This is a genomic window from Micromonospora maris AB-18-032 (assembly GCF_000204155.1).
Lineage (GTDB): Bacteria > Actinomycetota > Actinomycetes > Mycobacteriales > Micromonosporaceae > Micromonospora > Micromonospora gifhornensis.
Genome location: NC_015434.1, coordinates 4,510,618 through 4,531,623, shown reverse-complemented (window position 1 = coordinate 4,531,623; position 21,006 = coordinate 4,510,618). Strand labels below are relative to the sequence as shown.

Genomic DNA, 21,006 nt, shown 5'->3' with positions numbered 1-21,006 from the left:
GGTCGGTGGTGCAGGGAATGCAGGTGCGGTCAGGTGCTCTGCGGGCTGCTCGGCAACGCCCTGCCCGCTTCGGTGCGCCGGCGCAGCGTGGGTCGGCTGCGGGCCGGTGCGGCCGAGGGCAGTTGCGCGGCCAGGGCGGCGATGGTGGGGGCCTGGAAGATGTCGCGGATGGTGAGTTGGGTGCCGAGGATCGCGCAGACGCGGGCGGCGAGTTTCGCGGCGAGCAGGCTGTGCCCGCCGAGGTCGAAGAAGTCGTCGTCGATGCTGACGGTCGGTACGCCGAGGATCTCCGCGTACACCCCGCAGAGGATCTCCTCGCGGGCGTCGCGGGCCGCCCGACCGGTCCCGGCGGTGAACTCCGGCTCCGGCAGGGCCCGCCGGTCGAGCTTGCCGTTGGCCGTCAGCGGCATCCGGTCCAGCGGGATCACGGCGGCGGGCACCATGTGCTCGGGCAGCCGCTGCCGCAGCCACGGTCGCAGGCCGGCCGGGTCGGTGTCGCCGACGACGTAGGCGATCAGGCGCATCGTCCCGGTCGGGTCGGGTACGGCGATGACGGCGGCCTGCGCCACCTGGTCGTGGCCGCGCAGCACCGACTCGATCTCGCCGGGCTCGACCCGGAAGCCGCGCACCTTCACCTGGCCGTCTAGGCGGCCGGCGAACTCCAGTTGCCCGTCGACAGTCCACCTGGCCAGGTCGCCGGTGCGGTAGAGCCGGTCACCCGGCGCACCGAAGGGGTCGGGGACGAACCGCTGCGCGGTGGTGCCGGGCTGGTTGAGGTAGCCGTGCGCGAGGCCGATCCCGGCCAGGTACACCTCGCCGACCACACCGACCGGTGCCGGCCGCAGTGCGTCGTCGAGCACGTACGTCCGCTTGTTCGCCACCGCCCGACCCACCGGCAGGCTGCTCGTGTCGGTGAAGTCGTCGGGCACCGGGTACACGGTGCTGAACCCCATCGACTCGGCCGGCCCGTACGCGTTACCGACCCGCAGGTCCGGACACCGGGCCAGGATGCGGGCCACGTGCGTCACCGACGACGTCTCGCCGCCGGTGAAGGCGTACCGGACCCCGTCGAAGGCCTGCGGGTACTCGTCGACGAGCAGGTTGAACAGGCCCGAGGAGAGTTGGAGCATGGTGACGCGGTGCTCGCGCACCAGGGTGGCGATCAGGGCCGGTTCGGGGCGCTGCCCCGGTTGCAGCACACACGTTCCGCCGAACAGCAGCGCGCCCCAGAACTCCAGCGAGAACGCGTCCCAGGACACCGGTGAGCACTGTAGGAACACCTGGTCCGGGCCGAAGTCGGCGTAGCTCTGGCCGGCGAGGGTGCCGACCAGGGCGCGATGCGAGGTCAGGATGCCCTTCGGCGCACCGGTGGAGCCGGAGGTGAACATCACGCACGCCACGTCGTCCGGGCCGACGGGGACACCGGGGTCGGTGGCCGGCTGCGCGGCGATCAGCGCGGCGTCGGTGTCCACCCGCACCACAGGCGCGTCGGTGGTGATCCGCTCGGCCAGCGCGGCGCGGCTGACAAGCGCGGCGGCGCCGGTCTCGGTGACGATGCGGTGCAGCCGCTCGTCGGGGAACTCCGGGTCCAGCACCGCGTACGCCGCACCGGTCTTCACCACCGCGACGACCGCGACCGCGAAGTCCGTGCCGCGTTCCAGCAGGACGCCGACGAGGTCGCCGCGACGCACCCCGGCCGCGCTCAGGTGCCGGGCCAACCGGTTCGCCGCGGCATCCAGCTCGCCGTAGGTCAGGGCCATCGTCTCGTGGCGCAGCGCCACCGCGTGCGGGTCGGCCGCCACCTGGGCGGCGAACCGGTGCGCCAGCGACTCGTCGGCCACGTCGACGGCGGTGGTGTTCCAGTCGTGCAGGACCGCCGACCGTTCCACCGGGTCGAGGGCGTCGACCTCGTCGACCGGGCGGGACGGGTCGGCCAGCACCTGCCGCAGGGTGCGCTCCAGGGCGGCGACCAGCCGTTGCACGGTGGCCTCGTCGAAGATGGCCGTGCGGTAGACCAGGCCGCCGCCGATGCCGTCGGCGCCCTCGTCGCGCAGCAGGAACTCCAGGTCGAACTTTGCCGCGCCGGTGACGACGACACTGCCGCGTTCGCAGCGCAGACCGGGCAGGTGCAGCTCGGCGTCGGTGGCGTCGTCGAAGCCCAGGCAGATCTGGAACAGCGGGTGCCGGGCCAGCGAGCGTACCGGGTTGAGATCCTCCAGCAGCAGGTCGAACGGAAGTTCCTGGTGGGCGAAGGCGTCCAGGTCGGCACCGCGTACCCGCACCAGCAGGTCGGCGAAGGAGGGATTGCCGGAGGTGTCGGTGCGCAACACGATCGTGTTGACGAAGAAGCCGACAAGTGGGGCCAGGTCCTCGTCGGAGCGGCCGGCGACCGGGGTGCCGATGGCGATGTCGGTGCCGGCACCGAACCGTCGCAGGGTCAGGGCCAGCGCGGCCTGCAGCACCATGAAGGCGGTGCAGCGCTGTTCCCGCGCCACCTCGCGGACCCGGCGCGCCACCTCGGGGTCGATCCGTACCGCCACGGCGTCGCCGCGGTGGTCGGCCACCGCCGGTCGGGGCCGGTCCAGCGGCAGCCCGGTCTCCTCGGGCAGTCCGGCGAGCGCCTGCCGCCAGTAGCGCAGATCGGCGTGGTGCGTGCTGTCCTGGTCGTCGCGGTCGCCGAGCACGGCCCGTTGCCAGAGCGCGTAGTCGGCGTACTGCACCGGCAGCGGCATCCAGTCGGGAGCCCGGCCGGCCCACCGGGCGGCGTACGCGGTGGCTAGGTCACCCAGGAGTGGGCGCAGCGACTGTCCGTCGGTGGCGATGTGGTGCAGCAGGATCAGCAGCTCGTACTCCTCGTCGCCGAGCGCGAAGAGGGTGACCCGCAGCGGCGCTTCGGCGGCCAGGTCGAAGACGTGCCCGGCGGCGGCGACGAGCTGCCGGTCGAGGTCCTCGGCGGTCGCCTCGCGCCGCGTCACGGTGACCGGCGCCGGTGCCAGGAGCTGTTGGTACGGCCGGCCGTCGACCGCGGCGATGACCGTCCGCAGCACCTGGTGCCGGTCGACCAGGTCGCCGAGCGCCGCGGTGAGGGCGTCGACGTCGAGGGCCCCGCGCAGGCGGAAGGTCATCGGCACGTTGTAGGTGGTGCCCGGTCCCTCGATCGAGTCGATGAGCCAGAGGCGGCGCTGCGCGTACGACAGCGGCAGCTGATCGCCGTGCGTCGCGGCGACGAGAGGGGGTCGGGTCCGGGCCGTGCCGGTGGCGGGCAGGCCGGCGGTCAGGGCGGCGACGGTGGGGGACTGGAAGATGTCGCGGATGCTCAACTCGACGCCGAGCACGGCGCGTGCCCGCGCGGCGAGCCGGGCGGCGAGCAGCGAGTGCCCGCCCAGGTCGAAGAAGCTGTCGTCCACCCCGACCTCGGTGATCCCGAGGACCTCCGCGTAGAGGCCGCACAGGATCTCCTCCCGGGCGTCGCGGGGGGCCCGACGGGTCGTCGCGGTGGCACCGAACTCCGGCTCCGGCAGGGCCCGCCGGTCGACCTTGCCGTTGGCGGTCAACGGAATCCGGTCCAGCAGCACCACGACGCTTGGCACCATGTGCTCCGGCAGCCGCTGACGCAGCCACCCGGTCAGGGCGGTCCCGTCGGTGCCGGTGCTCCTCGGCACCACGTACGCGATCAGGCGCAGGGTGCCGTTGCCGTCCGGCGATGCCAGCACCACGGCCTGCGCGACGTCGGCGTGGCCCAGCAGGGTCGCCTCGATCTCGCCGGGTTCCACCCGGAAGCCGCGCACCTTCACCTGGCCGTCGATCCGGCCGACGAACTCCAACTGGCCGTCGGCCGACCAGCGGGCCAGGTCGCCCGTGCGGTACAGGCGTTCCCCGTCGCCACCGAAGGGGTCCGCCACGAACCGCTGCGCGGTCACTGCGGCCTGGTTCAGGTAGCCGTCGGCCAGCCCCACCCCGGCCAGGTAGATCTCGCCCGCAACACCGACCGGTACCGGTCGCAGGTGACGGTCCAGCACGTACGCTCGCTTGTTCGCCACCGCCCGACCCACCGGGACACCCACGCCGGTGATATCCGCCGGCACGTCGAACGTGGTGGTGAAGCCCATCGACTCCGCCGGCCCGTAGGCGTTGGCCACCCGCAGGTGCGGGTGGCGGGCCGCCACCCGGGCGACGTGCGGACCGGAGGAGGGCTCACCTCCGGTGAACGCCACCCGGACCCCGGCGAAGACCTCGGGATACTCGTCGACCAGGACGTTGAACAGCCCGGAGGACAACTGGAGCATGGACACCCCGTGCTGGGGCACCAGCGCGGCGATCACGGTGGGATCGGGACGCTGCCCGGGATGCAGGACGCAGACGCCGCCGAACAGCAGCGCCCCCCAGAATTCCAACGAGAACGCGTCCCACGACACCGGTGAGCACTGCAGGAACACCTCGCCGGGCCCGAACGACGCGTACCGCTGACCCTGCACCGTCCCCACCAGGGCCCGGTGCGGGGCCAACACCCCCTTCGGTGCCCCGGTCGACCCGGACGTGAACATCACGCACGCCACGTCACCCGGGTCGATCCGCGGCTGAGGGTCGCCGGTGGCGTGACCGGCGATGGCCGCAGCATCGGTGTCCACCCGCACCACCGGGCAGGCCGCGTCGATGCGCGACGTCGACGCCTCGCGGGTCACCAGCGCCGAGGCGGCCGTCTCCCGCAGGACGAAGCTCAGCCGCTCGTCGGGAAAGTCCGGGTCCAGGATCGAGTAGGCGGCACCGGTGCGGGTCACCGCGACCACGGCGACCGCGAAGTCGATGCCCCGCTCCAGCAGCACCCCGACCACGTCGCCCCGGCCGACCCCGATCGAGAGCAGGTGGTTCGCCAGTTGCCCGGACCGCTGCGCCAACTCCCCGTACGACAGGACGACCCCGCCGCAGACCAGGGCCGGCGCCTGCGGACTCGCTGCCGCCTGCGCGGTGAACAGCTCCGCCAACGACCGGTCAGCCACCGGCACGGCGGTGGCGTTCCACTCCCGCAGCACCAGCTCGCGATCCGCCGCGTCCAGTGCCTCGATCTCGGCGACCGTGACGCCGGGGCGACCGGTCATGTTCGCCAGGATCCGGTGGAAGGTGCGCTGGTACGCGTCGAGGTCCAGCGTCTGGGTGTACGCGGTGTCGGTGCTGACGTCGATGCGCAGACCGCCCTCGGGATGGTGGGTGACGGTCAACCCCACGTCCTCGATGGTGCCGCCGGTGGACAGCAGGTGGTACCGGGCGGGCAGACCCGCGAAGTCGTCATGGTCGTCCCCGGCCACAAAGTTGATCACCGGCCCGAACTGGCGTCCCTGATCGGCGGGCCAACCCAGGTCGCGTCGCAGGTCATCGCCGTCGTACCGCTGGTGCCACTGGGCACGCAGGGCCAGCGCAGCGACCCGGGCCGCCAGTTCCTCAGCGGTCTGCGCCGGGTCGACGCGGCAGTAGAGCGGGAGGATGGTCGCCATCATCCCGGGTGTGGCGGCCGATCGGGGGTCCAGCCGTCCCGGTAGCGGCAGCCCGAGCAGGACGTCGTCGTCGCCGGTCCACATCCGCCGGTGCAGCACTGCGGCGGTGATCAGCGCCTGCTGCCAGGTGGTGCCGGCCCGCTGCGCGAACTCTCGGAGCCGGTCGAATCCCGGCCCGTCCAACCGGGTCACCTGCCGGGTGACCCGGTTGGCGGGTTTACCTGCCGGTGCGGGCGGGGCGTACGCCACGTCGGCCATCAGCTTGCGCCAGTAGGCGGCGTCCCGCTGCTGTGCCCGGGATCCGACGTACCGGTCCTGGTCGTCGAGCATCGCGGTGAACGAGCCGAGCGGTGCTCCAGCCCCGTCACGATCGGTCACCAGAGCGGTGTACAGCTCGGCGGCCCGCCGCCGGAGGATCGTCGCGCTGTAGCCGTCCTGGACAAGGTGGTGTGCCCGCAGGTACCAGAGGTGGTGCTCCGGGCCCAGCCGGTAGATCTCGTGCTGGAACAGGCGGTCGTGCTCCAGGTCGAGAGGCCGGTTCAGGTCGTCGTGCATGTGCCGCAGCGCCACGGCCCGGGGGTCGGCTTCGGCGCTGAGGTCCACCAGGCGGGGGGCGAAGTCCGGTGCCGGCCCGAGCTGCTGTGTCGGCGTGCCGTCCACCTCGGTGAAGCGCAGCCGCAACGTCTCGTCCTCACCGACCAGCACGCACACCGCGGCGATCAGCGCGTCCGGGTCGAGTGGCCCCTGGATCTCCAGGTAGCCGCCCATGTTGTGGACCGGATTACCCGGATCGATCCGTTGGGCGTACCAGACGCCCAGCTGCGCCGCGTTCAGCGGTCGCGAGCCGGCGGACGGATCGGACATGGTGAAACCCCCATCTGGACACGGAATGCGGAAACGGAACGGACGACGACCGGCGACCGTCCACCGCGACCGCCCCGATACGTGCGGAGGCGGGCGGGGTCACCGATGCCATTGCGGCCTGCGGTGGACGGTGTCGAGAGACCCGGTCACCGCGTCTTGTGCTCCACGAGATCGAGGATGTCCTGGACGCTCTGCACGGTGGCGAGTTCGTTGTCGCTGAATTCGACGTCGAACACTTTCTCGATCTTGACGAGGATGTCGACGAAGGTCAGCGAGTCGATGCCGAGATCCTGACTGATCCGCAGGTTCGGGCCGATGGCAACCTCGACGTCCGGCACCTGCTCCAGGACGATCTCGCTGACCTTCTCCAGGGTGTTGGGCATGTCTCTTCCTTTCTTCGGGGCCACTTTCGTGAAGTGCCTGTTCACGTGAAGGTGGTACGGCCGCCGTTGGCACGACGGCCCCGCGCGGCTGTGCTCAGCGGACCGTCTGCGTCGGGGCCAGGGTCAACTCCGGCCAGGTGAGGCCGGCCGCCGCCCAGGTGGCCCCGCCGCCGAACGCCGCGAGCAGCACCTTGTCGCCGGCCGTCAACGCGCCGGACTCCACGGCGTCGACCATGGCCAGCGGGATGGAGGCGGCGGAGGTGTTCGCGACCCGGTCCACGTTGATCACCGCTCGCTCAGGTGCGATCCCGATCTCCTCTGCGGTGGCGGTCAGGATGCGCCGGTTGGCCTGGTGGGCGATCAGCCAGTCGACGTCGTCGGGGGTCCAGCCCAACCGCTCCAGCACCGAACGGGAGACGGTGCTCATCCGGTTGATCGCGTGCTTGTAGACGGCCCGGCCGGACATGGTGAAGTAGCTGCTGTCGATGTCGACGGGCACCCCGGCGGCGCGTTGCCGCGAGCCACCGCCCGGCGTCTTCATGATGTCCAGCAGGTCACCGTCGCTGCCGAGCTGCTGGACGGAGACACTGCCCGTCTCGCCGAGGTGGCCGGCCCGCACGACCACGGCGCCACCACCGTCACCGAAGATCGGCCCGGTGATCTCGTCGTCATGGTTGAGGATCGACGAGATCGCGTCGGCGCCGATGACCAGACCCGTGCGGTACGCCCCGGTGGCGAGCATCCCGGTGCTTACCGACAGCGCGTAGACGAACCCGGAGCAGGCGGCGTTGAGGTCGAAGGCGGCGATCCCCTTGAACCCCAGCCGGGAGGCGACCGACGGTGCGGTCGACGGAAACAGGTGGTCCGGCGTGCAGGTCGCCAGAATCAGAAAGTCGATGTCCGGGTTGCCGCAGGAGTCGAGGGCCCGTCGGGCCGCCTCCACGGCGAGGTCTGAGGTGGCGCCCTCCGGATTCAGGACGAACCGTTGCTCGATTCCCGTGCGGTCCCGGATCCAGTCCGTGGTGACACCGAGTCTTGCAGCTATCTCCTCGTTCTTGACCACCTGATCCGGCACGTACGCACCGAGCCCGGCGATGACGGCCGTCCTGGTGGTGCTCTCGTACTCGACATGCGACGACAAGGCCACCCCTCCTCTACTGTCGTCCGGTGAGCCGGCCGGCTCCCGGCGGCCACGCCCTGCTGGGTCGTGTTGCCAGTGAACCCGCGGTCGGTGCCGTCGAGCGGCAGTTGTCCCGGCACCCTCGCAGCAGCTACGTCACCGTCCCCGCCCGACCGCAGTGTCCGCGTCGTCGGCGCCCCCCCCGATGGCCGGCCGCCGTGCCGGCGGTCGGTGAAGGGGGTGATAGCGCCGGGATAGTTCCGGGGATAAGGCCAGGATTCCGACCGTTGTTAGCTTCTTTTCAACGCCACAGGGAAACACCGAAAAAGGAGCCGACAATGGGCCGCACCGTCAAGATCTTCGCTCTCGCCGCCACGACCGCAGCCCTCGTCCTCTTCGGTGCCTCGGTGGCACAGGCCGACACCACGGCCCCGGCCACCGCCACGGTGGTTCCCTCGTCCCCGTCCCCGTCGCCCACCGCCACCACCGCCGGCAACAACCCCTGGGACTGATCCCGGTATCAGCGCCCCTCACCGATCCGTCTACCCCCACACAATCGAGGAGTACAGAAATGACGAGCTCGCTGAGCCTCCGCCCCATTACCGGCTGGTCCGGAAACAAGGACTACTTCACTTTCCGGGAATACGACAAGTTCGACCCGGAAGCGGTAATCGACGTTCTCGACGGTAAAGTCGCCGGTGTCATGTTCCGCGGCATGGTCGCCCCGGAGGTCGCCGCCAACATCTCCCAGCGCTTCTGGGACAGCCCGCACCGCAAGGTCCGCGGCGTCGAGGCGCCCGGCTACTACATCGGCGCGTACACCTGGAACAAGCCCACCGGGCAGTACCTGGACGAGGCCGAGGAAGCCAACCCGATCCTGCGCGACCTGCTGGACGTGCCGAACGACCCGATGAAGGAGTTCTACGCCGGGCTCGGCAGCTCCCTGGCCAAGCGCGGCGCCGTCGTCCGGCCCGCCGAGCACGAGGGCCGCAGCGCGGCGATCGCCCTGTTCCGCTCGTGGCACGGTCGGGGCGCCTTCGCCCTGGAGCCGCACGACGACGACTCGCAGTGCTCCGACCCGCAGATGGCGGACTTCGAGCGCAACCGGGTGTTCGGCAACCCGATCGCCGCACTGAACATCTGCCTGGAGAACGAGGGCGGCGGTGGCCGGCTCGTGTACTGGAACATCCAGCCGGACCTGGAGAGCAAGCGTCGGCTCGGCGTGGAGTACACCGGCTCGCCGTACCCGCACGAGTGCCTGGTCGACGTCGAATCCAAGTGGATCGACGTGCACGCCGGTGACGTGTACGTCTTCAACGGCGCGCACGTGCACGCGGTCGAGCCGAACACCACCGAGCGGCAGACCCGCACCACGCTCGCCGCGATGATGGCGTACGCGGACCCGCAGAACGTCGTCACCTGGAGCTGAGCCGACCCCTGCTCCGTCCGTACGAAATGGCCGTCCGTGAGGTGAGGAAGATGTCAGCTGTCCACGACCCCAGAACCGGTGACGTGGTCGGTCACCTCACCCTCCTCACCTCCGACGGCGTACCCGAGATCGCGAACCGAGCGTCAGTGGCGTTGCCCGGGTGGTCCGCCGTTGCGGTGACCACCCGGTGCACCATCCTCAGGGAACTGGCCCGGCTGATCGCGCAGCGCCCCGCCGACCTGGGGGCGCGGTTCGCCCTGGAGACCGGCAAGACCGTCGCCCAGGCCGAAGCCGAACTGGACCGCGCCGCGGAGACCTTCGCCTGGACCGCCGAGGCGGCCGTCCGGGCGACGGCCGGGCGGACGATCGCAGCCGGCGACGGGCTGCACCGGCAGGTCCTCGTCGACCCGGTCGGCCCCGTCCTCGCCATCGTGGCGAGCAACTTCCCCGCCGTCGTGCTCGCCCGCAAACTGGGGCCGGCGCTCGCGATGGGATGCACCGTCGTGGTCAAGGCCCCGGAGACGACCCCGTCGGTGGTACGGGAGATCGCCGACCTGGCCACCAAGGCAGGGCTGCCTACCGACGTGTTGCAGGTGGTGCACACCGACCCGGTCGGCTCGGCGGCGCTGGTGGCCCGAGCCGAGTTCCGACTGATCACCTTCACCGGCTCGCACCGCACCGGGCAACTGGTCGCCGCCGGTGCGGTCGGTCACCTGGCCGAGTGCGTCCTGGAGTTGGGTGGCCACGCCCCCGCCATCCTGCTCGACGACGCCGACCTGGCCACCGCCGTACCGGCCCTGGTCGCGTCGAAGTTCAGCTCGGCCGGGCAGAGCTGCGCGGCGCCGAGCCGATTCCTCGTCCACGAGCGGATCCACGCGGAGTTCGTCGACCGGTTCAGCGCGGCGGTACCCGGCCTGGACCACGAACCCGGCGGCACCATGGGACCCCTGCACACCGAGGCCCGGCGGGACGAGGTGCACGCGCTGGTCCTCGATGCCGTGGACCGGGGTGCCACCGTGATCACCGGTGGCCGGCGTCCCTGCGGACCGGGCTGGTACTACCCGGCCACCGTCCTGACCGACGTGCCGGCGCAGGCGCGGGTGCTGCACGAGGAACCCTTCGGCCCGATCGCACCGGTCCTGCGCTTCACCGACGAGGACCAGGCGGTGGCGACGGCCAACGCGACACCGTTCGGCCTGGGCGCATTCGTCTTCGGTGGCCAGGCGCGGGCGACCGCCCTGGCAGAACGACTTGACGCGGGCCGGGTGTCGATCAACTGCGCCACCGGCGCCGACCCGATGTCACCGCTGTCCGGTCGCGGACTGAGCGGGTACGGCTACGAAGGCGGACTGGAAGGCCTGGCAGCGTTCGGTCGACTCAAGGTGCTCCAGCGTCCGGTGTGACCCGTCGCCTGCCCGTCGGCTATCCGGCGCGGCGGGCGAGCACCTCGCGGGCGGCCTTGCGGGCGTCCAGCAACGCCATCAGCACCGGCGGGTCGAGCAGGGTCATCGGGCGCAGCCCCAACTCGGCGTGGACCGCGCGGCCGCGTACCCGCAGCGGGCCGTAGACCCCCACCGCCAACCCGTCGGCGCCGGTGTACGCGTGACTCGCCGCCTCGTCGAGGTCGGTGGTGCCGACGAAATGGGCGAGAAGATACCAGTCACCGTCGGGTACGTCGGTGAGCGCGAACCGGCCGGGACGGTCGAGGAGTGTGCAGCGCACCGGCCAGCCGGCGGGCATCCGGTCGGCGAAGAGACCGACGAAGATCAGACCGGGCGGCGATCCCGGAGAGCGGATCTCGCCGTGCACCTGCCCGCGCCCGCCGCGTGCCGCGGTGGTGCCGATGACCGGCGTGAAGCCCTGCTGGCGGCGGAAGGTGGTGGGGGACAGGCCGACGTGCTGTGTGAAGCGGGTGCTGAAGGTGCCGACGCTGTTGTAACCGACCTGCAGGCTGATGTCGGAGACGTAGAGCGAGGTGTCCAGCAGCAGTCGCTTGGCGTGCTGCAGGCGCAGGGCGGACAGGAAACGACCCGGCGAGACGCCCGTGGCGCGGTGAAACATCCGCGCAAAATGGAACTTGCTGAACATCGCGGCCCGGGCCATGTCGTCAATGGTGACGGGGTCGGCGAGATTGTCGTACATGACGGCGATGGCCCGCTCGACGCCCTTTTCCGCGGGGCTCTCCGTGACGTATCGGTAAAGTGACCGGCTCGGGATGTTCACTGCGCGTGAGCTCCTCACTGTAGCGATCACTTAATGATGTGTTTATAGATCATTAGGCCGCCCGATGCTACCGGTCGTCCCTACCCGGGTCAATGTCCACACCGGCGTCACGCTCGGCGTGGTGGGCCGGTTGGTGTCCTGCTCGGTGCGGGCCGTGGCGGTTGCCGCCGCCCATCTTGCCAGGGTCGAGCGCGCGGAGAGCACGAATCAAGGAGACTTCGGGCGTCCTCACCGGCAGGATGCTGATAGCACAGCATCGATTGTCAGGAATGTCGTTGCGTGCCGGGCCGAGTCTTCCCTGACGCGCGATTTACGGCGGGCGTCCGTGCGCCGTTCGGAAAGGGAATTCCTTGCCGTCGCAAATATCGGTCCGGTGTGCCGGCTTTTCGTCGAAGATCGTGCCCGTGCCGGTCGGTGTGCCGTTCCCGATCACCCACATACCGACCCTCCCTGACCGACGAGGAGCGACGATGACCATCGAAACGGGTACCGCTGCACCCGACTTCACCCTGCCCGACCAGCGCAACCAGCCGGTCCGTCTGTCCGACTTCGCCGGTCGACGCGACGTCCTGCTGGTCTTCTTTCCGCTGGCCTTCACCGCCGTCTGCGAGGGCGAACTGTGCGCGGTCCGGGACAACCTGACCGACTTCCTCAACGACCAGGTCCAGGTGTTGACCGTGAGCGTCAGCCCGGCGCCGGTGCACGCCGCCTGGGCAGCGCAGGAACGCTTCGAGTTCCCGATCCTCTCCGACTTCTGGCCGCACGGCGCGGTCTCCACCGCGTACGGCGTCTTCAACGAGCAGATGGGGATCGCCAACCGTGGCACGTTCGTCATCGACCGCGAGGGGATCGTGCGCTTCGCCGAGATGAACGGACCCCGTGACGCCCGCGACCAGGCGGGCTGGCGTCGGGCGTTGGCCGCGGTGAACGACGCCCGGCCGACCGCGCAATCGAAGAGATGAGACCCGGCCGGTGACACCGGACGATGAGTAAGCAGCCTCCCGACCTGCTAAGGAGACTCCCATGCCGACAAGTACCGAGTCCGCCCTGGACGCCTACTACGGCTCATTCACGAGCGAGCGGGAAAAGGCGGCACTGAGCGTGCCGCTGCGTCTCGTCGCGGCCTGGGCGAAGAACGACGCGGACGGTGTCGCCGCGGTCTTCACCCCCGACGGTTCCATGATTCTCCCCGGCGACGTGTACAAGAAGGGCCGCGACGAGATCCGCGCCTTCATGGCCGCCGCCTACGCCGGCCCGTTCAAGGGCACCGGAGTCACCGGCGCCCCGGTGGACGTCCGGCTGATCAACGACGACGTCGCCCTGCTGCGTACGCACGGCGGAATCCTCGCCCCCGGCGAGACCGAGATCGCCCCGGAGCTTGCGGTGCGCTCCACCTGGGTCGTCGTGAAGCGCGACGACCAGTGGTACCTGGCCAGCTACCAGAACAGCCCGCGTGGCGAGGGCGCCACCCTGCGCTGGTGACAGAAGGACCGGAGGAGGACCACCGAATGTCCAACAAGGCCGCATCTCTGGTCGACCAGGCCAAGAAGTGGGCGACCAACTACGGCGACTTCCCCAACGGCGCGGAGGGTGCGGCCTTGACCGCGTCGTTGCGGGTACGGGCGGCGTGGGACGACAACGACGCGGACGCCGTCGCCGACATGTTCGCCGAGAACGGGAGCCTGCTCCTCGGCGACGAGCAGCTCAACGGCCGCGAGCGGATCCGGGCGTACCTGACCGACTGGTTCGCCGGCGCCTACAAGGGCGTACGCATGGTGGACCGGCCGATCGACGTCCGACTGCTCACCGACGAGGTGGCGGTGGCCGTCACCGAGGGTGGCCTGGTTCTGCCCGGTGAGGACGAGCCGCTCCCGCATCACAAGAGCCGGTCGACGTGGGTGTTAGTCCGCTCGGACGGTGACTGGACGGTCATGTCCCTGCAGAGCAGCCCGATCGGCAGCTGATGAACCGACAGGCGGAGAAGAGGACGACAGAATGACCACTGTGGCCACGACGACGTGGGGATCCGCTGCGGCACTGCTCGCTGCGACCGGCACTCGTGAGGACACCGACTACTACCGCGGTTTCACCGCCGAGGACGAGAAGGCGGTGCTCACCGTACCGATGCGCATCCAGGCGGCCTGGGCCGCCAACGACGCCGACGCCTTCGCCGACGTCTTCGCCTCCAACGGCAGTCTGCTGATGGGGGACCGTCAGCTGACCAGCCGGGAGGAGATCCGTTCCTACATGGCCGAGGCGTTCGCCGGCGGCTTCCGGGGCGCCCGCGTCAAGGGGTGGCCGATCGAGGTCCGGTTCCTCACCGCGGACGTCGCTCTGGTGATCACCGAGGGTGGGATCATCCCGCCCGGCCAGGACCAGGTCGCCCCGCAGGACCTCATCCGCGCCACCTGGGTGGTCGTGCGGCGCTCGGACGGCACTCTGGAGCTGATGTCGCACCAGAGCAGCCCGGTACGGAACTAGCTCGACACGGCGGTGACGCCGTCGGGGAGACCCGGCGGCGTCACCGCTTCGTGTGCCCTGACCGTGCCGCGGGGGAGCGGCCGGCTGACCGGTGTCGACCAGGTGTGGGAGCGGCCGACCGTCCAGTGTCGACCGGGATGGGGGCGGCCGACTGGCCGGTGTCGACCGGGAGTGGGAACCGGCGGGTGCCCGGTGTCGAGCGGGGTGGGGTCAGGCGGTGGCGACCAGTCGGCGCAGCGCGGCCTTGTCCGGCTTGCCAACCGGGGTGTGCGGCAGCTCGTCGAGGACGGCCAGCCGCTCCGGCACCTTGAAGGCGGCCACCCCGCGCGCCGCGAACGCCTCGGCGACGTCGGCCAGACCCAGCTCGTGGCCCGGCAGGAGCCGGACGAACAGGAAGGCCCGCTCGCCGACCTCCGGGTCCGCGACCGGCACCACGGCCGCCTCGGCCACCGCCGGCAGCTCCTGGACGAGGGTCTCCACCTCGGCCGCCGAGATCTTCTCACCGCCCCGGTTGATCAGGTCCTTCACCCGGCCGCAGACCACGACCTCACCACCCGGCGTACGGCGCACCAGGTCCCCGGTGCGGTACCAGCCGTCGGGCGTGAACGACTCGGCGTTCTGTGCGGGGACCCCGTAGTAGCCCCGCGGCGTGTACGGACCCCGGGTCCACAGCTCGCCGATCTGCCCGGAGGGCACGGCGACCCCGTCGGCGTCGACGATGAGCAACTCGTCGTACTCGCTGATCGGGGTGCCCTGCGTCCGGTGGGCCACCTCGTCGGGGGCGTCCGGCCGGGTGTAACAGATCAGCCCCTCGGCCATGCCGTACACCTGCTGGAGTCGGCAGCCCAGCGCGGGGCCGATCCGCGCCGCCACCTCGGGCGCCAGCGGGGAGCCGCCGACCTGCACGTGACGCAGGCTCGACAGGTCGTACCCGCAGTCCGCGGCGGCCTCCATCCAGCGCAGGGCGACCGCCGGCACCGCCGAGGTGACCGTGACCCGTTCCCGCTCGATCGCGGCGAAGACCGCCTCCGGGCGTGGCGAGGGCAGCAGCACCACCCGACCACCGACGCTCAGGGTGCCGAGAATGCCCGGGTTGGCCAGCGGGAAGTTGTGCCCGGCCGGAAGCACGGTCAGGTAGACCGTGTCGGGGCCGAACTCGCAGGCCGCGACGACCTGCCGAATGTTGTACTCGTAGTCGTCGTGGGTCCGGCTGATCACCTTCGGCACGCCCGTCGTCCCACCGGACAACAGGAACAGCGCCACCTCGGCCGAGTCGGGGGCGGCCCGGTCCAGCCGGTCCCGGCGGGCCGCGACGTCACCGGGGGGCGTGGCGGGTCCACACAGGTCGATCCGCCCCGGTACGGTGTCCCCGCCGGCCACCAGCACATGCGCCGGATGCGGCCAGGCGGCCACCACCCGGTGGGCCAGGGCCTCGTGGTCGTAGTCGCGCCACCGCGCGGGCACGATCAACGCCCGGGCCTCGACGTGCGCCCCGATGGCGGTCAACTCGTACTCGCGGTGCGGCGGCAACATCATCACCGGCACCACGCCGAGTCGGAAACAGGCGAGCGTGGTGAGCACGAACTCGGCACAGTTGGGCAGTTGGACGAGCACCGCGTCACCCCGACCGAGTCCGAGACCGGCCAGGCGCTCGGCGAGCTGGTCGGTGCGGACCGCGAGTTCGTGATAGCTCAGTCGGCGGTCGCCGTCGACCACCGCGATCCGGTCACCGTGCCGCTCTGCCCACTCCCACAGGTAGGACCCGAGCGGCCGGCCGCGCCAGCAGCCCGCCGCCCGGTACACCTGCGCCACCTCCGTCGGCCACGGCACCACCCCGGACGGGTTCACTGCGCCTCCTCCGCCACCGCGCCGACCAGATCGGCCAACAGTTCGGTCACCGCGTCCACGCTCGGCCGCTCCCAGAAGATGGTGGCCGGCAACGACATGGCGAGCCGGCGTTCCAGGTTCCGTCGGATCCGGACGGTCATCACCGAGTCCAGGCCGAGTTCGGTCAGCGGCTGCCGGTCGTCGATCTCCGCTGCGGACAGGCCGGTGGTCGCGACCACCTCGCCGCGTACCGTGTCGGCCAGGAACTCCCGCAGCGTCCCGCCGGCCAGCTCGCGCCAGGCCTCGCTCTCCGTCGGCGGCGCGGCGGCGGCCGGCGCGGTCAGCTCGCTGAGCAGGGCCGGCCGCTGCGTCCCGGGGGCCGGTGGCAGCGTTCGCAGCACCACGGCGTGCTCCCGGTCCTGCCGGGCGGCCAGCTCCCAGGCGCCGAGGGCCTCGGCGGCGCTGATGTCGCCGGTGCCACGCGCGGCCAGCTCCAGGTCGATCACCTCGCTGGAGGTGGACATGCCGAGCCCTCGCCACGACGTCCAGGCCAGGCTGAGCGTGCCGACGTCACCGGCCGCGCGACGGTGGGCCGCGAGCGCGTCGAGGAAGGCGTTGCCGGCGGCGTAACTCGCCTGACCGGGCAGCCCGAGCAGTCCGCCGCAGGAGGAGAAGAGCACGAACAGGTCCAGTTCGCCGGGCGGGAACCGGTGGTGCAGCGCCAGCGCCCCGTCGACCTTGGGACGCAGCACCGCGCGCAACGAGGGCTCGTCGAGTTCCAGCAGGGTGCGGTTGTCCAGCACCCCGGCGGCGTGCACGACGCCCCGGATCGGCGGCAGCCCGAGCGGTGCCGAAGACGACAGTTCCGCGAGCGCCGTCGGATCGGCGACGTCCACCTGGGCGGTCACCACGGTGACCCCGAGTCGTTCCAGCGCGTCGATGGCGTCGACCACGGCCCGATCCCGCGCATCGGTGAGCGTGTGCCAGGTGTCCCGGGGCGGCGGGGTGTGGCGTCCGGCCAGCACGAGCCGACGTGCGCCACGGTCGGCCAGCCAACGGGCCACCGTCAGGCCGAGGGCACCGAGCCCACCGGTGATCAGGTATGTCGCCTCGGGGCGGCAGACCAGCGGGGGACGGGTCGATGGTTCGGTGAGCGGGCGGAGCCGGGGCACCGTCACCCGGCCGTCCCTGACCGCGACGAGCGGGTCGGCGGGCCGGCCGCCGAGCAGGCCGACGAACGTGCCGAGGTCGGCCGGATCGGTGCCGACGTCGACAAGCGCACCCCACAAGGTGGGATGCTCGCCGGCCACGATGCGGCCCAGCCCCCACAGGGCGGCGTGGCCGAGCGCCGACGGGTCCACACTCTCCCGGACCCCCTCGGTCACGCACCAGAGTCGGGTGCCGTCCGACCGGGCCTCGGCGAGACGCTGCGCGGTCTGCGCGAGCAGCCAGGCCGCCTGGGCGGCCGGCTCGCCGCCGACACCGGGCCCCGGTACGACGATCACCGTGCCGGCAACTGTGGACGGCAGCTCCGCCGGCCCGCTGACCGTGCTCCAGTGCACCCCGGCCACCCGCAGTGCCGCGGCCACCCGGTCCCGCAGGGCGCTCGGCGGGCCGACCAGCAGCACCCGCGCCGGTGGCCGGTGCCCGCCCTGGTGTGTTTCCGCAGGTGTCCAGGCGACCTCGTGCAGCAGGTTGCGGGGATCGGTGACCGCGTCGCTGTCCTGGTCGAGGGTGCCGTACCGCAACCGGTGCAGCCGGCCGAGGACCACCCCGCCGAGTTCGGCGATCTCGACGGTCAACGTGTCGTCGTCGGCACGATGGACCACGACCCGGACCCGCTGCGGGGCGACCGGGCCGAGGCTGACCCGGCCGATGTGCGCCGGCATGCGCAGGATGGGCGGCCCGTCGAAGGCCACCGAGGCGATCGACAGCGCGGCGTCGAGGACCGGTGCCCAGCCTCCCGCCGGATCTCCGGCGTCCACGAGGGCGGTAAGCGTCCGGCCGTCCCGGCGCAGCTGCTCGACCCGCCAGTGGAAACCCATCGCGGCGACACCGAGTTCGGCGAGGCGGTCCACCACGTACGTGGTGGGCAGCCGCCCGCCGGTCGGTACGGACAGCACCGGCTCGGGGTCGACGACGGCCGGCGCTGCCACCACCACCGCCGTCGTGTGGGTGGTCCAGGCGGACTCGTCGCCGTCGGCGATCCGCGAGGACAGTCGGACGATCCCGTCCTGATGCACCACCTGCAGGTACCGGGCGGCCGTCACGCTGACCGGCACCCGCAGGGCCACGTCGGTCAACTCGGGGCGCGCCCCCACCAGCGTCTCGGCGGCGGTCAGGAAGGTGTGCAGCAGCACCGCGGCCGGCAGGATCTCCACCCCCCGGACCGGGTGGTCGCCCGGGTACGGCCGGGAGTCCCGGTCGAGGTAGGTCATCCAGGCGTGCGCCGGTGTCGCCCCTCGCACGGTGATCCGGCCGCCGAGCACCGTGTGGCCCTCGGGGTCGTGCTGCTCGGTCAGGAAGGACCGCACCGACGGCTCGTCGTACCAGAACGGGCGATGCTGCCAGGCGATCGGCGGCAGGGCGGTCGTCGACCCGGTCGGCCACGGTCCCGCCCAGTCCAGCGGTGCGCCGTGCCGCCACAGCCGGCCCACCGCGCCGAGCAGGCTCTCCCGTTCCGGGCGGTGCCGGCGCAGCGTGTGCGCCACCAGGGTGTCCTCGACGCCGAGCAGGTCGAGCGTCTCGGCGATCGAGTGCGTCACGACCGGGTGCGCGGACACCTCCAGGAACAGTCGGTACCCGTCGGCCGCGGCGGCCTCGACGGCCTGCGCCAGACGCACCTGCTCGCGCAGATTGGCCGCCCAGTACGCGCCGTCGCGCGGTGCGGCGGTGCGGCTGTCGGTCGACGCCGTGGAGTAGACCGCGACGGTCGGAACCTCGGCCGGCGGCAGGTCGGCGCAGGCGGCGGCGAGGTCGGCGGTCAGCTCGTCCATCTGCGAGCTGTGGAAGGCCACGTCGGAGTCGACCATCCGGACGTCGAGGCCCTCGTCGGCCCACCGGCGACTGACCGCGCGGACCGCTGCCGCCGAACCGGAGATCACCGTCGCGACCGGCGAGGCGGCGATCGCCACGCAGACGTCGCCGTCGTCGGTGAGCCGCTGTTCGGCCTCCTCGGGTGGCAGGTCCACCATCGCCATCGCGCCCTGCCCGGCCACCCGACGCAGCAGCACCGAGCGTCGGCAGACGAGCCGGGCCCCCTGTTCCCGGGTGAGCAGGCCGGCGGTGACCGCCGCGGCGATCTCACCCACCGAGTGTCCGAGCACCGCGGCCGGGTGCGCGCCGTGTGCGCGCAGCACCGCGGCGAGCGCCACCTGGACCGCGAAGATCAGCGGCTGGATCACGTCGACCGGGTGGGCGGTCTGCGCCCGCAACGCCGCGCCGGGCGAGACGTCCAGCTCCGCCTGGAAGATCGGTTCGAGTTCGTCGAGCACCTCCGCGAACACCGGTTCGGCGTGCAGCAGCTCGCGACCCATCCCGATCCACTGTGAGCCGTGACCGGAGAAGACCCAGACCACGCCCCGACCGGCCGGTGCGGAGGCGCGGCCGATCTCGCCGACGCCGCTCGGGGCGGCCAGCGCGCGCAGCCGCTCGACCAGTTCGGTGCGGTCCGCGGCGACCACGGTGGCCCGGTACGGCAGCTCGTCGCGGCGGCGGGCCAGGGTGTACCCGACGTCGGCGAGGGCGGGCGGGTGCGGGCGGTCGAGCCGGTCGGCCAGGCGGGCGGCGTACTGGCCGACGGCGGCGGCGGACGCGCCGGAGAGGGGGTACAGCGCCGGCTGCGGTGTCGCCGGGTCGGGCACGTCGGTGGCCGATTGCTCGTCGGCGGCTGGCTGCTCGTCGGCGGCCTCCAGGATGACGTGGGCGATTGTGCCGCCGTACCCGTAGCCGCAGACGCCCGCGCGCCGGGGACCCTCGGTCTGCACCCAGGGGGTGAGTTCGGTGACCACCTTCAGGCCGGCGGTGTCCCACGGGATGGCCGGGTTCGGGGTGTGCACGTGCAGGCTCGGCGGGATGACGCCGTGTCGCAGCGTGAGCACTGCCTTGATCAGTCCGGCCACTCCGGCGCCGGCCTCCAGGTGCCCGATGTTCGTCTTGGCCGAGCCGATCAACAGGGGTCGGTCGGCGGGGCGTCCGGCCCCGAGCACCGCCGACATCGCCTGCGCCTCCAGCGGGTCGCCGGCCCGGGTCCCGGTGCCGTGCGCCTCCACGTAGCCGACGGTCGACGGGTCCACCCCCGCGTTCTGGTACGCCCGGCGGAGCAGGTGGGCCTGGGCCTGCGCGCTCGGGGCCATGATCCCGTCGGTGCGGCCGTCCTGGTGCACCGCGCTGCCCCGGAGCACGGCCAGCACCCGGTCACCGTCGCGCCGGGCGTCGGCCAACCGCTTGAGTACGACGACCCCGCCGCCCTCGCCCCGGCCGTACCCGTCGGCGGCGGCGTCGAACGCCTTGCTGCGACCGTCGGGGGCGGTGGCGCCGGCGGCGTCGAGCACCAGCGACAGACCCGGTGCGGCGATCACCAGGACCCCGCCGGCGAGCGCCACCGGGCACTCCCCGTTGCGCAGCGCCTGCGCGGCCAGGTGCACGGCGACAAGCGACGACGAGCAGGCGGTGTCCAGCACCATGCTCGGGCCCCGCAGATCCAGCAGATAGGAGACCCGGTTGGCCACGCCGCAGTAGCCACCGCCGACGCCGGTCCACGCCTCGATCCGGGGCAGGTCCTCCAGCATCCGCCGGCCGTAGTCGTCGGCGCCGACGCCGACGTAGACGCCGGTGTCGGTGCCGGCCAGCTGTCCCGGCGGAATCCCCGCGTGTTCCAACGCCTCCCAGGCCAGCTCCAGCACCATCCGCTGCTGCGGGTCCATCAGCGTGGCCTCCCGTGGGGTGACGCCGAAGAAGTCCGCGTCGAAGCCCGCGATGTCGTCCAGGAACGCGCCCCGGCTGGTCGCTGACCGCACGGCCGTGGCGTGCTCCCGGCCCTGCTGGGCGTACCAGTCCCAGCGGCCCGCGGGCAGGTCGCCGACGGCGTCGCGCCCGTCGCAGAGCATCTCCCAGAAGGCGTCCGGGGAGTCGATCCCGCCGGCGAAGCGGCAGGCCATTCCGACGATGGCGATCGGTTCCAGCGACACC

At 72.0% G+C, this 21,006-nt stretch carries 13 protein-coding genes; 7 read left to right on the top strand and 6 right to left on the bottom strand.

Annotated elements, in window-relative coordinates:
- Nucleotides 1-29: 29 nt before the first annotated feature.
- The 3 genes from VAB18032_RS20040 to VAB18032_RS20030 form a co-directional block, all read right to left on the bottom strand.
- A complete protein-coding gene (locus VAB18032_RS20040) occupies nt 30-6,353 on the bottom strand; it encodes a non-ribosomal peptide synthetase (protein ID WP_013734728.1) in 6,324 nt (2,107 codons plus the stop codon).
- A gap of 146 nt (nt 6,354-6,499) precedes the next feature.
- Complete coding sequence (locus tag VAB18032_RS20035) at nt 6,500-6,736, bottom strand: acyl carrier protein (protein WP_013734727.1); 237 nt, start codon at nt 6,734-6,736, stop codon at nt 6,500-6,502.
- A gap of 94 nt (nt 6,737-6,830) precedes the next feature.
- Entirely contained in the window at nt 6,831-7,883 is a 1,053-nt protein-coding gene (locus VAB18032_RS20030; RefSeq protein ID WP_013734726.1) for a beta-ketoacyl-ACP synthase III, read from the bottom strand.
- Between the two features lie 311 nt (nt 7,884-8,194).
- On the opposite strand from VAB18032_RS20030, the gene VAB18032_RS32135 reads away from it, so the two are divergent.
- Genes VAB18032_RS32135 through VAB18032_RS20020 form a run of 3 tightly spaced genes read left to right on the top strand, consistent with a single transcriptional unit; the run spans nt 8,195 to nt 10,688 of the window.
- On the top strand, nt 8,195-8,368 hold the full coding sequence (locus VAB18032_RS32135; protein ID WP_013734725.1) for a hypothetical protein: 174 nt from the start codon (nt 8,195-8,197) through the stop codon (nt 8,366-8,368).
- A 59-nt stretch (nt 8,369-8,427) separates the two neighbouring features.
- Nucleotides 8,428-9,285 (top strand): 2OG-Fe(II)-dependent halogenase WelO5 family protein, encoded by an 858-nt coding sequence (locus VAB18032_RS20025; RefSeq protein ID WP_013734724.1) that lies wholly within the window; start codon nt 8,428-8,430, stop codon nt 9,283-9,285.
- A 50-nt stretch (nt 9,286-9,335) separates the two neighbouring features.
- Nucleotides 9,336-10,688 carry an aldehyde dehydrogenase family protein gene (locus VAB18032_RS20020; RefSeq protein WP_013734723.1) on the top strand — a complete coding sequence of 451 codons (1,353 nt, stop codon included), beginning with the start codon at nt 9,336-9,338 and terminating at the stop codon, nt 10,686-10,688.
- 19 nt (nt 10,689-10,707) lie between these two features.
- Here VAB18032_RS20020 and VAB18032_RS20015 read toward each other — a convergent pair whose 3' ends face one another.
- Nucleotides 10,708-11,427: a helix-turn-helix transcriptional regulator gene (locus tag VAB18032_RS20015; RefSeq protein ID WP_050814769.1), complete on the bottom strand. Its 720-nt coding sequence runs from the start codon at nt 11,425-11,427 to the stop codon at nt 10,708-10,710.
- A gap of 551 nt (nt 11,428-11,978) precedes the next feature.
- Between VAB18032_RS20015 and VAB18032_RS20010 the strand changes: the two genes are divergently transcribed.
- The 4 genes from VAB18032_RS20010 (at nt 11,979) to VAB18032_RS19995 (ending at nt 13,989) form a co-directional block, all read left to right on the top strand.
- Entirely contained in the window at nt 11,979-12,470 is a 492-nt protein-coding gene (locus tag VAB18032_RS20010; RefSeq protein WP_013734721.1) for a peroxiredoxin, read from the top strand.
- 61 nt (nt 12,471-12,531) lie between these two features.
- Nucleotides 12,532-12,990: an SgcJ/EcaC family oxidoreductase gene (locus tag VAB18032_RS20005; RefSeq protein ID WP_013734720.1), complete on the top strand. Its 459-nt coding sequence runs from the start codon at nt 12,532-12,534 to the stop codon at nt 12,988-12,990.
- Nucleotides 12,987-13,472: an SgcJ/EcaC family oxidoreductase gene (locus VAB18032_RS20000; protein ID WP_232510829.1), complete on the top strand. Its 486-nt coding sequence runs from the start codon at nt 12,987-12,989 to the stop codon at nt 13,470-13,472. The genes VAB18032_RS20005 and VAB18032_RS20000 overlap by 4 nt, the downstream gene beginning before the upstream one ends.
- Before the next feature lie 31 nt (nt 13,473-13,503).
- Nucleotides 13,504-13,989 (top strand): SgcJ/EcaC family oxidoreductase, encoded by a 486-nt coding sequence (locus tag VAB18032_RS19995; RefSeq protein WP_013734718.1) that lies wholly within the window; start codon nt 13,504-13,506, stop codon nt 13,987-13,989.
- 210 nt (nt 13,990-14,199) lie between these two features.
- Here VAB18032_RS19995 and VAB18032_RS19990 read toward each other — a convergent pair whose 3' ends face one another.
- Nucleotides 14,200-15,837 (bottom strand): (2,3-dihydroxybenzoyl)adenylate synthase, encoded by a 1,638-nt coding sequence (locus tag VAB18032_RS19990; RefSeq protein ID WP_013734717.1) that lies wholly within the window; start codon nt 15,835-15,837, stop codon nt 14,200-14,202.
- Nucleotides 15,834-21,005, bottom strand: a complete 5,172-nt coding sequence (locus VAB18032_RS19985; protein WP_013734716.1) for a type I polyketide synthase — start codon at nt 21,003-21,005, stop codon at nt 15,834-15,836. The genes VAB18032_RS19990 and VAB18032_RS19985 overlap by 4 nt, the downstream gene beginning before the upstream one ends.
- Between the last annotated feature and the right edge of the window lies 1 nt (nt 21,006).

Coding starts and splice junctions, on each gene's coding strand:
- VAB18032_RS20040 (WP_013734728.1), bottom strand. CDS start 6,353: ATGTCCGATCCGTCCGCCGGCTCGCGACCGCTGAACGCGGCGCAGCTG.
- VAB18032_RS20035 (WP_013734727.1), bottom strand. CDS start 6,736: ATGCCCAACACCCTGGAGAAGGTCAGCGAGATCGTCCTGGAGCAGGTG.
- VAB18032_RS32135 (WP_013734725.1), top strand. CDS start 8,195: ATGGGCCGCACCGTCAAGATCTTCGCTCTCGCCGCCACGACCGCAGCC.
- VAB18032_RS20025 (WP_013734724.1), top strand. CDS start 8,428: ATGACGAGCTCGCTGAGCCTCCGCCCCATTACCGGCTGGTCCGGAAAC.
- VAB18032_RS20020 (WP_013734723.1), top strand. CDS start 9,336: ATGTCAGCTGTCCACGACCCCAGAACCGGTGACGTGGTCGGTCACCTC.
- VAB18032_RS20015 (WP_050814769.1), bottom strand. CDS start 11,427: ATGTACGACAATCTCGCCGACCCCGTCACCATTGACGACATGGCCCGG.
- VAB18032_RS20010 (WP_013734721.1), top strand. CDS start 11,979: ATGACCATCGAAACGGGTACCGCTGCACCCGACTTCACCCTGCCCGAC.
- VAB18032_RS20005 (WP_013734720.1), top strand. CDS start 12,532: ATGCCGACAAGTACCGAGTCCGCCCTGGACGCCTACTACGGCTCATTC.
- VAB18032_RS19995 (WP_013734718.1), top strand. CDS start 13,504: ATGACCACTGTGGCCACGACGACGTGGGGATCCGCTGCGGCACTGCTC.